The 10,847-nt window shown below is 68.5% G+C and carries 9 protein-coding genes and 1 pseudogene; 6 read left to right on the forward strand and 4 right to left on the reverse strand.

Features of this window, described 5'->3' with window-relative positions:
• Positions 1-57: 57 nt before the first annotated feature.
• A pseudogene (locus ACF08D_RS18300) lies at positions 58-836 on the forward strand (IS5 family transposase).
• A 4-nt stretch (positions 837-840) separates the two neighbouring features.
• On the opposite strand, the gene ACF08D_RS18305 reads toward ACF08D_RS18300, so the two are convergent.
• A complete protein-coding gene (locus tag ACF08D_RS18305; RefSeq protein ID WP_392223701.1) occupies positions 841-1,245 on the reverse strand; it encodes a DUF6896 domain-containing protein in 405 nt (134 codons plus the stop codon).
• 312 nt (positions 1,246-1,557) lie between these two features.
• On the reverse strand, positions 1,558-2,355 hold the full coding sequence (locus tag ACF08D_RS18310) for a class I SAM-dependent methyltransferase (protein ID WP_392223702.1): 798 nt from the start codon (positions 2,353-2,355) through the stop codon (positions 1,558-1,560).
• Between the two features lie 54 nt (positions 2,356-2,409).
• Between ACF08D_RS18310 and ACF08D_RS18315 the strand changes: the two genes are divergently transcribed.
• Both ACF08D_RS18315 and ACF08D_RS18320 read left to right on the forward strand, forming a co-directional pair.
• Positions 2,410-3,384 carry an L-histidine N(alpha)-methyltransferase gene (locus tag ACF08D_RS18315; RefSeq protein ID WP_392223704.1) on the forward strand — a complete coding sequence of 325 codons (975 nt, stop codon included), beginning with the start codon at positions 2,410-2,412 and terminating at the stop codon, positions 3,382-3,384.
• Positions 3,385-3,555: 171 nt separating this feature from the next.
• Positions 3,556-4,107: an EF-hand domain-containing protein gene (locus tag ACF08D_RS18320; RefSeq protein ID WP_392223705.1), complete on the forward strand. Its 552-nt coding sequence runs from the start codon at positions 3,556-3,558 to the stop codon at positions 4,105-4,107.
• Positions 4,108-4,135: 28 nt separating this feature from the next.
• Here the strand turns inward: ACF08D_RS18320 and ACF08D_RS18325 are convergent, their stop codons facing one another.
• Positions 4,136-4,786: a DUF6233 domain-containing protein gene (locus ACF08D_RS18325; protein WP_392223707.1), complete on the reverse strand. Its 651-nt coding sequence runs from the start codon at positions 4,784-4,786 to the stop codon at positions 4,136-4,138.
• Between the two features lie 1,048 nt (positions 4,787-5,834).
• Between ACF08D_RS18325 and ACF08D_RS18330 the strand changes: the two genes are divergently transcribed.
• Both ACF08D_RS18330 and ACF08D_RS18335 read left to right on the forward strand, forming a co-directional pair.
• On the forward strand, positions 5,835-6,056 hold the full coding sequence (locus ACF08D_RS18330; RefSeq protein WP_392223708.1) for a hypothetical protein: 222 nt from the start codon (positions 5,835-5,837) through the stop codon (positions 6,054-6,056).
• The gene (locus ACF08D_RS18335; protein WP_392223710.1) at positions 6,056-6,868 is read left to right on the forward strand and encodes a Crp/Fnr family transcriptional regulator; all 813 of its coding nucleotides are present in this window, start codon (positions 6,056-6,058) and stop codon (positions 6,866-6,868) included. Before ACF08D_RS18330 ends, ACF08D_RS18335 begins: the two co-directional genes overlap by 1 nt.
• Positions 6,869-7,521: 653 nt before the next feature.
• Here ACF08D_RS18335 and ACF08D_RS18340 read toward each other — a convergent pair.
• Positions 7,522-8,643 (reverse strand): hypothetical protein, encoded by a 1,122-nt coding sequence (locus ACF08D_RS18340; protein ID WP_392223711.1) that lies wholly within the window; start codon positions 8,641-8,643, stop codon positions 7,522-7,524.
• 231 nt (positions 8,644-8,874) lie between these two features.
• Between ACF08D_RS18340 and ACF08D_RS18345 the strand changes: the two genes are divergently transcribed.
• Complete coding sequence (locus ACF08D_RS18345; RefSeq protein ID WP_392223712.1) at positions 8,875-9,135, forward strand: hypothetical protein; 261 nt, start codon at positions 8,875-8,877, stop codon at positions 9,133-9,135.
• The last annotated feature ends 1,712 nt before the right edge of the window (positions 9,136-10,847 follow it).

The following is a 10,847-nucleotide window of genomic DNA, read 5'->3' on the forward strand; positions in this document are numbered from 1 at the left end:
CGCAGCCACTCGTTGATGGCCGCGAGGAGAACGGTTGCCTCGTGACGAACTACGCCCGTGGTCTTGCGCCCGGCTCCGTTGCTGCCACCCGTTCCCGAACGACGCCGCCGGCATCCGGGCGACTTCGCGTTCCGGACCGGGCGGCTCTTGGCGGCATCAATACGTCCTGCGGACCGGAGTCGCCCGGCGCGACGTCCCGGCCGAGACCGTTGGGCTGCTCAGGGGTGACAGCCTGGCGCCGGCTGCGGGACTGGACCGAGGCCGGCGTATGGCCTCGCCTGCACGCCGCCCTGCTGGCCGAGCTGCGCCGCGCGGACTCGTTATACCTGGACGACTGTGCTGTGGCCGGCTCGCATGTCCGGGCCCTGAAGGGGGGATCACGTCGGCCCCTCGCCCGTCGACCGTGCCCGCCCCGGCTCCGAGCACCACTTGATCGTCGACCGTCATGGCACCCCGATCGCCGTCACGCTCACCGGCGGCAACCGGCACGATGTCACTCAACCCCTGCCGCTGCTCGATGCTGTCCCGCCGATCCGGGGCCTGCGAGGGCGGCCTCGTCGGAAGCCCCGGCGGCTGTATGCCGTCGGGGACGCGACTTCGACAAGTACCGCCGTCTGCTCTGGAAGCGCGGCATCAAGCCGTTGATGGCGCGACGAGGCGTCGCCCACGGCTCCGGACCGGGGAAGGTGCGCTGGGTGGTCGAGCGCGCCTTCGCCTGGCTGCACCAGTGCAAACAGCTCCGCACCCGCTACGAGCGACGCGCCGATCTCCACCAGGGCCTGCTCGAACTGGCCTGCAGCCTCATATGCCTGCGCCGCCTGCGTTCCTCATCCTGAGCGATCAGTTGGCGACGCTGAACCACCCCGGTCGCACCTCGTCCAGAAGCGGTTTCAGGGACCGTACCGCGGTCTGCAGGTCCTGATCCGTGACGTCAACAGGCTCCGGCAGGCTCAGCCCGTACCAGCGCAGCCGACAGAAGTCGAAGACTTCGCTCCCGTCGGCTGCGAAGTCGACATCGACCTCCGTGCCGTCGCCGCTGACGAAGCGGCACCCTGCCCCATGAACCGTGTAGGAGTAGGTGCCGGCGTGTCCACTCCGGCCGATGATCCGGCGCGAACGGGCCAGGCCGAAAACATCTCCCAGTCGCTCCAGTGAGGGGATCGCCACCCTCATGGCCTCGTTTATCGCGCTCAGAGCATGGACGTAACCGAGCATGAGCTCCCGTGCATCCTCAACCCGTTCCATGCGACGTCATCCCCCCTGAGCCCGTGGCTGAAGGGATGGTTCCACGGGCTGCCGGCACCTCCGCAGGACGGCACTGGGCAGGGAAGGGGCCAAGGGCACGACATCGCGCAAAGCCGCTTGAGTCCCTCACGAAGGCCGAGCTGTACGAGAAGGCCACCAAGGCCGGCATCCGCGGCCGCTCCCACATGAGCCACGACGAACTCGCCGACGCCCTTGCCGGAGTCAGGGACGGCTGACTCCTCGCGGAGGCCAACAGCGCCCTGTCCCAGGCTGGCGGCGTAGGGCGGGCACCCGTGGCGTTCGCGCGGCGCCTTAGGCGGCGCGGCCCCAGGCGGAGACGAGGGTGTAGCCGAGTTCGTGGGTCCCGGGGGCCGTCAGGTGGTCGATGGCCGCGTCGAAGCCGTTGGCGTCGATGAGGCCCGTGGCGAGGATCTCGGTGCGCATGGCGGCGAACGTGAGCGTCCAGAAGCGGGCGGTGGGGCGGTCTGCGCGTACGAGGGGGACGTCTGCTGCCATGTCGACATCGGTCAGGCCTGCCCGGGTGAGGGGGGTGGGGTAGGCGCGGGCGTAGTTCAGGTCGCTGTCCAATGTGGTGAGCAGCGCGCGGTCGTAGGCCTGGGTGAGGGCGCGTACGGCGGGGTGGGGGGAGGCGGCGGCCATGGTGTTGATGACGTCGCTGACGATGAGGTGGCCGCCGGGTGCGAGCCAGGACACCAGGCGCGGGAGGACTTCCTCGCGCTTGGGCAGGTGGCAGAGCGTCAGGCGGGCGTGGATGAGGTCGAAGCCCGGCTTGGGCAGTTCGTCGTCGGTGGCAGTGTGGACATCGGCGCCCCAGATCTGTACCCCGGGATGGCCGGCTTCGTGCAGCAGGCTGGTGTCGCGGTCGAGAGCGATTACCTCGCCCTCGGGGGCGGCCTGGCCGGCCAGCCAGGCGGCGACGGTGCCCGGGCCGGCGCCGACGTCCAGGCAGCGGCGGCCCGTCAGGGGACCGAGGTCGGTGATCCGGCGGCGGGTGTAGGCGTCGAAGACCTCACCGATCAGGCCGATGCGTTCGCGTTCGAGCGGCTGGTCGAAGCCGTACAGGCGGCTTCCGTACTCCTCTGTCTGCACACCCAAACCCTATAGTGACCTTCCGAGTTCAAAAAACTACCCTCCGCGAGGTTGATGGTGTCGGTGTCCGCGTCCGCCCTCCAGCAGGACGCCCTGCTGCAGGCCCGCACAGAGCTGACGACGGGCCTGCGGCAGACACCACCCCGCCTGCCCTACCGGCTGCTGTGGGACGAGCACAACACCGCGCTCTACGACCGGATCCGCGAGCAGCCCGAGTACTACCTCAACCGGCTGGAGATGCAGCTCCTCCACACACACGCACCCGCGGTGATGGGCGCCAGCGGGGCTCGGACCCTGATCGAGCTCGGCTCCGACACCGGGGAGAAGGCACTGCCGCTCCTTGCGCACATGACCGCCCCGGCCACCTACCTGCCCGTCGACGTCAGTACCAGCGCGCTCAACCGTCTGACCGACAGGCTCTGGCACGCCTCACCCGGCACCACGGTGCGCGCCGTGGCCGCCGACTTCACCCGCCCGTGGCCGGCGGCGCTGCGCGAGCCCGGCCGGCGCCCCGTGCTGGTCACCTTCCTCGGCAGCACCCTGGGCAACCTGCTTCCCGAAGAGCGCCAGGGCCTGCTGGAGCTGGTGGCGGGCAGCCTGCGGCCGGGTGACGGCCTGCTGCTGGGCGTGCCCCTGCTGCACGACGTGGAGGGGATGGTTTCCGCCTACCGGGATGCCGCGGGTCTCATGGAGGCGTTCTACCTGCACTGCCTGCGTATCCTCAACCGCGATCTGGGCACCGACTTCGACCTCGACGCCTACGCCCACCACGTCGCCTGGTCCGCACCCGAGCGGCGCGTGGAGATCGGCCTGCGTGCACTCGCCGACCAGAGCGTCCTGGTCCCCGGCCACCCCGCCGCGCACCAGATGGCCTTCCCCTGCGGCGAGGTCGTGCGCGCGGCCGTCGCGGTGCGGTTCACTGCTCGACAGCTCGACGGCGAGCTGTCGGCGCACGGCTTCGAGACCGTGCGCCACCTGCCGGACGCCAGCGGCCGGTACATGCTCCTCCTCGCCCGCCTGTGGGCGTGAACCACGCCCAGGACGTCCTGCGCCCCGTGGGGCATGTGAGCACACACCAGGTACGTGCTCATGGGAGGAATCGGCCGTTCGCGTGATCGAAGCCGGATCCGCTGGCCTTGCCCGGCGGCGAGGCGGAAAGATCCGCTGCGACCCGATCTCCACGCACCTGCTGAGGTACTGATGACGACGGCTACCGATCTGCGGACCCGTAAGTTCAACCGCTTCTTCGACCTGCTGGACACCGATAGCAACGGCTACATCGAGCCCGAGGACTGGGCCAGGACCGCCCAGAAGTTCTCTGCCGGCTTCGGCCACGCCGAGGGCTCCGCGCAGGCCAAGGCACTCCACCAGGCCTACCAGCAGGTCCACCACAACATCGTCGCGGACATGGACACCGACGGCGACGGACGGGTCAGCAGGAAGGAGTTCCACGCCGGACTCCACCGCCACGTCGCCGACCTCAGCCTCCTCGACAAGACGTTCCGCCACGCGCTCGACGCCGAGTTCGACACCGCCGACATCAACGGCGACGGCGTCCTCCAGGGCGAAGAGATCGACCGCATCTGGGAGGTGTGGGGGATGTCCACCGAGGACGCGAAGACCGCAATGGAGCAGATGGACCGCGACGGCGACGGCCGCATCAGCCGCGACGAGTACTACGCCACCTGGCGCGAGTACCTGGCCAGCGAAGACCCCAACGCCCCCGGCAGCTGGCTCCTCGGACACCCGTAGCCAACAACAGCCGCCCGGCACCCGTCCCCTAGTGGAGGTGCCGGGCGGCTGTCGTGTGCAGGCTGCTGGTCAGTTCAGAGAAGTCACCAGACCGAACGAGATCGCGCCGCTCCATACCGGCCTCGGTATCGGGAACCTCCCAGGCTGCCCCCCTGGGGTCGGTGACCAGCCTAAATCGGTGAAGCCCGAGGGGCATCCCGCCTAGGTCAGCGGAGTCAGCGAGGCGGCGTCGCATTCGGCGCAGGCCACGGCGCCGGCGGCGCAGGGCGTTCAGGGCCTGGTCGAGATCAAGCTCGGGTCCCTCGCCAGCCATGGCGCAGTCGGTGGTGTGCACGACCGTCCGGGCCGCTGCGCCCCCTCGGGCGGGCACCACCTGGACGGTCCACGCCCACGATGACGGCGCGGACCGGAGGAGCGGGCGGGTGGGGACGGTCTCGTAGGAGACCCCTCCGCACGGCCGTCGCGCTTCTGGAGCACCTGCGCACCGGGGCGCCGCTGCCGGACGACGTCGCCGTGTGGGCGGGCGAGCTGCAAGGCCGACTCCTGCGCCGTATCCCGGCCGAGGACTAGTGACTCGCCGAGCTCGTTCCGGCATGCGTACCGCCCGGTGCTGCGCCCCGGCTTCTGGCGTCGCGCTGCGGGAGCGCTGGTCGGGCTGTTGCCCCGGGGTATTCGGCATGCTCCCGGCTGTCGAGCGCCCATGTCCGGTGTGGGCATGGCGGAGGCCGTGAGGGCGCTGTCACGGCCGAGGGCGGTGCGGGCCACCGCGATGTCGCCCGTTGGCTCTTCGGCGCTGCGGTGACGGCCGGGGCCCTCCCGGGCGCCGGCGGCCGTGCGCTGCGTCGGCGGCGTGTTCGTCGGGTCGCGGGGCGGTCGAGCCGTCGCTTGAAGGCCGCTGCGTACTCGGCTTGCGCGGGGGTGCGGGGGCTGTGGTGGCGCGGGAGGGCTGAGTTTCGGCTTTGGGGTGTACGACGGTTCGAGTGCGTGTGCGCGTCGGCCTGCCGCTGCCCGGCCGGCTTGACCGGGTGAGATGTTGGTTGAGGGCTCCATAACATGACTGCTGATCAGAAACATTTCTGCACAACGGATTTAGTCGGTGTGACTCATGTCTCGTGAACGGCCTGGGGGTAGGAATCATGGCGCCCCGAGTAAGCCGCAATCTCAACTGTTAGGACTTACCGAGGTACGGAATCCGAACAGAGCGATCGATCATCCCTAAAAACAGGAGAGTGGCGAGACCCCTGCAATTGTCAGGGACATCGCCACTCGTAGTTACGGCTGATCATGCCGCCGTGACCCCTCGCCGGGGCGCAAAATTCAAGTGCCGGGCGGCTCCGAGGGCACCACCCCCCGAAGCTCACGCCCGACTGCTGGCGCCAGACCCGATCAAAGTTCCAACGTCAGCGCCCTCAACGTATGCCCTAGGCCGCCTTGAGAATCCCGAAGATCAGGGTGTTACCCAAGAGTAGGCCCGAAACCCCCATGCGTAGGGGATTTGAACGCCGCTTTCCCCGCCGGAGGGGGATCCCCCACTTAGCGCAACGCCTCCCACTCAAGTGAGTGACGGGATGCGCCCATCCGTGGGATATGGTCAGGATCCCCCGAGTGACTTGATAGCAGCCCGGGCGCGAGGAGTTGGCCGGAACTCACCAATCCGATCGCTCTTCGTCAGAACAACAACTTCACGGCGCCAGACCCGATCTCTTCAACGAAGAAGCAGAGGAATAATGACGTTCCTTGTCGCTGCCGTCATGATCGTTGCGATCATCGCGGCCACCATCGCGTTCACCGTCCGCACGCTGAGCGCCACGCCCGCGCGCATCGCCAGCGTCATCGTGGCGATCATCGGCCTCGTGATCGCGCTCCCCAAGGCGTTCGAGGCGCTCCAGCCGGCCCAGCCCGCGGTGACCGCCCCGGCGGACCCCAACGCGGCTCCTGGAGCGAAGTAATGACGTTCTGGAAGCGCAATGAGCCCCTGCAAGTCGGATCCCGCTACTACGAGATCGACATCAGCACCGGCCAGATCGACCGCGACAAGCCGCCGTTCCAGCTCAACACCGTCTTCGAGCGCAACCCCTTCATGCGCGAACTTCCCCCCGACCTGCGCGCCGCCTTCAAGGAGCTGGCCCAGACCAGCTCCCGCGAGCACCGGCGCGACGCCGAGCTGCGCGGCCCCCAGGCCGGGACCGCCGTCCACATAGTGCTCCGAGGATGCGTCGCCGAGCGCACCCCGATCGGCACCTCCAGCACGGTGCGCATCCTCGGCGCCGGCGCCGTCCTAGGCTGCATGGAGTTCTTCGACGAGAAGATGACCACCCCGACGGCCATCTGCCTGAACGACACCTGGACCCTCTACATGCCCATGGACCGCATGCGCGCGGTGGCTGACACCCACCCGGCGCTGATGAAGGCCATCGGCATATCGGTCACCGACCGGTACGAGGCCACCGAACGGATCTACAACCGGCACAACCTCAAGGCCGTACAGCGCCTGGCCGGTCTGCTGGGCCACCTCGTGATGCACTGCGCGGTGTTCGGCAAGAAGTACGACTTCAGGGTGGAAGGCCCCGCCCAGAGCGACCTGGCCGGAGCCCTCGGCCTGAGCGTCGGGTCCGTCGAGGCCGCCCTGGCCACCCTCAGGGAGGAAGAGATCGTGATCACCGGCTACCGCAGCTACGAGTTCCCCTCGCTCCGCCGACTGCTGGAGGCCAGCGGAATGGTCTTCCCGCCCGAATCCCTCGCCGGGGCCCTGGCCAAGTAACCCGAACCTCCACACCAACAACGCGCCGGGACGGACCAGGCCGCCCGGGCGTGCGTACGGCCCGGGCGCAGGGGCCGCGCGAAGTCCCCCTTGGCGAATCTGTGGCAGGCGCTACCTGAGGAGGACACCCCCGAGGGCGCCACCGTCATCGGCTTGGATGAGGCCGTTTCCGGCGTTGTGAGCGCCGCTGCTGCTGGGGGGAGGTCGGCTCCACCGCACTGGTTGAGGGGACTGCCGAGGGGGAGGCCGAGGAGGTTGCCGTTGGCTGCTCCGGTGCCTGCCGTGGTGGCGCCGTGCGCGTGTGTGCCGTGGTGGTTGGCGCAGTTAGTGCCGAAGGCTGGAGAGGGGAAGGCACCGTGGGCTGTTGGAGAGGCCGTGGTGAGCCGGCGGTCGGGTCCGCCGGGTGCCACCCCGCCGCCGCGCCTCACCGCCCCGCCACCGGCCTCTGTCTTCCCGCCGCCGGTTGGCACCTGCGCGCCTGGACCGGCGTCGAGGCAGACAGCCAGGCAGCCGTCAGCGGGACGTGCTCCGTACCGACCAGGCGGAAATCCGCGCTGCAGTCACGGGTTCGGGTGCCGTTGCGGTCGCCGAACGGGGCCCGCCGCGTGAGGTGGGCGGCGGGCCCCTGTGCTCCTGGCCTGTTCAGGTGGGGTTCAGAAGCTGCCTCGATGGCCGGTCAGGTCGGCCTCGGGACATGTGATTGAGCCGATGAGGCAGGCCACGTTGCTGTAGCTGCGTGTGTAGACGTTGGTGACCCGTCCGCCGTCGTAGATGTAGATGTGGTGGTTCGGCATCAGGCGGTGCTTACCAGAGCGGATGGTGTAGTTGCCGCTCGTGGTGAGCTGTATGGTCATGGCTCCGTCGATGGCTCCCTTGACGCCGCCGAGCCCCCTGCAGAACGGGTTGGTGGCATGTGTGACCATGCGTATGTCAACGTAGTTGCTGCCAGCACCCAGCCTCTTGACCGCCATGTCCTTATCGCTGGCAGTCTTTGTCGCAACCTTCTGGCCGGTCCGCTTGTTGTACACGGTGGTGGACCGGACGGACACGTTGCCGGTGACGGCCTTAGTGCGCCATGTGACGGTGGCGTGTGCCGCAGTGCGGTACTTGCTGGACTTCCAGTCGAACGCCGTGCGGTTGTCACCGCCGAAGGCGTAGGCCGATCCGTAGTCGCAGCCGGCGCCTGGAGCAGAGACCTTCGGCTGCGGAATGAAGGTCATCCAGGACAGCGTCGTAGTCGAGGCGACCGCCGCGGCTGATGCGCGCGCCTTTGCCTCGTCGCGCAGGTCAGTCAGTGAGCCTGAGGCGGGCATCGACGCCTTGACACCCCACAGTCGGGCGTCCGGGTGGCCCTGCTCGGGCAGGACCGGCACCACCTGGTAGTCGTAGTCGGTGCCCGGCTTCACCTGGGTGTCGCGGAACGCCGAGACCCCCGCCTCCAGGCTGGCCACCTCCACACCGTCTCGCACTACTACGTAACGAGCGTCCGTCGCGTATGGCTTCCACGACAGGTCCACGAAGGAGGCGCCGTAGGCCACAGTGATCCCTTGCTGCACCATGGAGCGGTCGACCACAGCCGCTGTGCCCGAGGATGCCTGCGCCACACTGAAGCCATGCGTCGCCGAGACTGTGTTCTTGGCGTTCCGGGCGCTTCCTCCCGTGACATCCTTTATTCGGTCGCCAGCCAGCGCTGACATGGTGAACACCGGTTCATCCTGCTTGGGCGTTCCTTCGGACGCCGTAGCGGCCGGCAGGCCAGTCGCCAGCAGCGCCATCGGTGCCAGTGCCAGTGAGGCCAGTCTCATCGCAGAGCGATGTGCCATGCTTTTCCTCCCGTTTTTCCATTCCGTGCGCCTTGGCTGGCACGCGGCGGCGTGATCTCGATCTCACGCGCTTCTTCTAGGTGAAAAGGGACGGGGAATCGGGAGAGAGATGCCATCATAGAGTCGCGGGGGGTGGCTCTCCCGCGGCCCCGATAACGCCGAAGAAGCAGCGAGGAACCCGCTATGACCACCCGACCCACGGACGACGCCACGTCGCTCTACGGCCGCGTATCACTCATTCTCGGCGTGCTCGCCCTCATCGCCACGGTGTTCATCAGCTACGTGGGTGTCGCGTTCCCGCTGCTGTTTGGCAGCCTGGCCCTGACCTTCGGAACGACCGGGCTGATCAAGCGGGTCGATCGTCTGCAGTGCGCGATTGGGGCGGCCACCGGAGGCGCGGCCGTGCTGTACCTGATCTTTCTCCTGGCGTCTTTCAGCGGCTAATGCGTTCGCGCATAACGGTGCCTCGAACGTCAATACCGGCAGCTCAGACACTGTCGCTAGCTTCCCGAAAGGGAGATACCACAGAGCTCGAACTGAAAGCGCGCGATGGAAATATTTCCCCCATGATTCCCGTTTCCCCCGGCCCCCTGCTCGGCGGTCTGGCCGAGCGATTCGAAAGACTACCCGTGGGCAAGAGTGGCGATCAAACGGATTTAGCGTGATCAAGATCACCCCGTAAGAGCTTTCGGTGTCTATTGGTCATAGATGTTGTACGCGGCAGAATATTTTCATTATTCAACCAATTAAACCGGGGTGCGCATTCCGCTTGATGTTGCCGCTCCTGATCAGCGGCGGGGCTTTCTCTCCAGCGGAGGATTCATGCTGATCCACTCACCACGCAGGGGCCATCGAAGCGATTGGTCGGCCCTCGAGCGCTGTGATTCGGCCCGGCCATCTTGTCCCCCCTGGGGCAGCTGACAAGCTGGCGTCACGCAGGACGTCCGATGCCCTGCCGCACCCGCGCTGGCCCGGCAGGGCACGGCGGACCACGGGCCTGAGGAGCGGGGAAGTAATGACGGCACGTCGACGGCGCCGGCGCTTGACGGCAACCTCCTCGGGCTTCCCCTCGGCAGCCCCCTCAACCAACGCGGCGGCACCGACTTCCTCCCCGCGGAACCGGCAAGCGCCGGTCTCGTCAACAACGTTGGCATTCCTGTGCTGCGGGAGCACCGTCCGCGCATACGGATCTGCGGCCGCAGGACCGGCGAGGAGGGCTGACGCGCCGGACGGCAATGGCGCTGGATACCGGGGTGGCAACGGGCGTAAGCGCGCGCTATCCACTCCGTAACCGGGCGGCGACCTGCAGCTCCGCCCCACGGCTCACAGCCTGGTCGACGGCGGTGAACGGTCGTACCCGGAAGGATCCGCCGGTGCCCGGTCGGGCCCGCCCGGCGGCAGGAGGTCCAGCTCCTGGACGACACCGTCGGCCCACCGGCCACCCGGCCCGAGGCTGCCCTGCAGCCGGCGCACGACGGGCTCGGTGGCGACGCCACCGGGCGCCGAGTCTGCTTGTACGCGCGCAGCATCGCCCGGAGCGCAGCGGGCTCGGCCGTGAGCTCGACCTCGACGGCGGCGAGTCGGCCGCCGGGCAGCACCACGACGAGGTCCGGCCGGTGCACGTCCCGGGCGCCGACGGGCACCGCCAGGGTCTCGCCGCGCCGGGCGCAGGTGGGTACCTTGCGTGCCTGGAGGGTCTGCAGGCGTTCCGCCAGGCGGCCGGGGACGGCATCGGCGGCATGGACCTCCGGCTCGGAGAACCCCTGTATCCGCTCGCCTCCAGCGAGATCCCGGCGTCCGCGACGGTCAGGCGGTGCAGCAGCCTCTCGCCCGGCGGCCGCGGGGCGCTCAGCAGTGCCAGACTCCCCGATTCCGCGCTCTGGCTTCGGGAACCGCGTCAGCTTCCCCCGAGGCGGCATGCAGGCCCTAATCTCCCCCGAGCGTCAGGGCCTGCCTGCACCGCGCGGCTACCAGAAGCCGTCCTACGGGCTGGAGCCTGGTGGACAGCTGATCATGACGAATCGGCTGGGGCGGCGCCGATACGGCTGGCCACGCTGGTCGTTGCAGTCGATACGGGTCCACGTGCAGGTTCTTCTCGGCTCTGTGCGGTATGCGGCACCGGCCTCCTCGGCGGTACGGCGTACCTGGTCGATGGT

The sequence above is a fragment of the Streptomyces sp. NPDC015131 genome (genome assembly GCF_043079975.1).
Taxonomy (GTDB): Bacteria; Actinomycetota; Actinomycetes; order Streptomycetales; family Streptomycetaceae; genus Streptomyces.

Coding starts and splice junctions, on each gene's coding strand:
- ACF08D_RS18345 (WP_392223712.1), top strand. CDS start 8,875: ATGACCACCCGACCCACGGACGACGCCACGTCGCTCTACGGCCGCGTA.
- ACF08D_RS18330 (WP_392223708.1), top strand. CDS start 5,835: ATGACGTTCCTTGTCGCTGCCGTCATGATCGTTGCGATCATCGCGGCC.
- ACF08D_RS18320 (WP_392223705.1), top strand. CDS start 3,556: ATGACGACGGCTACCGATCTGCGGACCCGTAAGTTCAACCGCTTCTTC.
- ACF08D_RS18340 (WP_392223711.1), bottom strand. CDS start 8,643: ATGGCGCTGCTGGCGACTGGCCTGCCGGCCGCTACGGCGTCCGAAGGA.
- ACF08D_RS18325 (WP_392223707.1), bottom strand. CDS start 4,786: ATGCCGAATACCCCGGGGCAACAGCCCGACCAGCGCTCCCGCAGCGCG.
- ACF08D_RS18305 (WP_392223701.1), bottom strand. CDS start 1,245: ATGGAACGGGTTGAGGATGCACGGGAGCTCATGCTCGGTTACGTCCAT.
- ACF08D_RS18335 (WP_392223710.1), top strand. CDS start 6,056: ATGACGTTCTGGAAGCGCAATGAGCCCCTGCAAGTCGGATCCCGCTAC.
- ACF08D_RS18315 (WP_392223704.1), top strand. CDS start 2,410: ATGGTGTCGGTGTCCGCGTCCGCCCTCCAGCAGGACGCCCTGCTGCAG.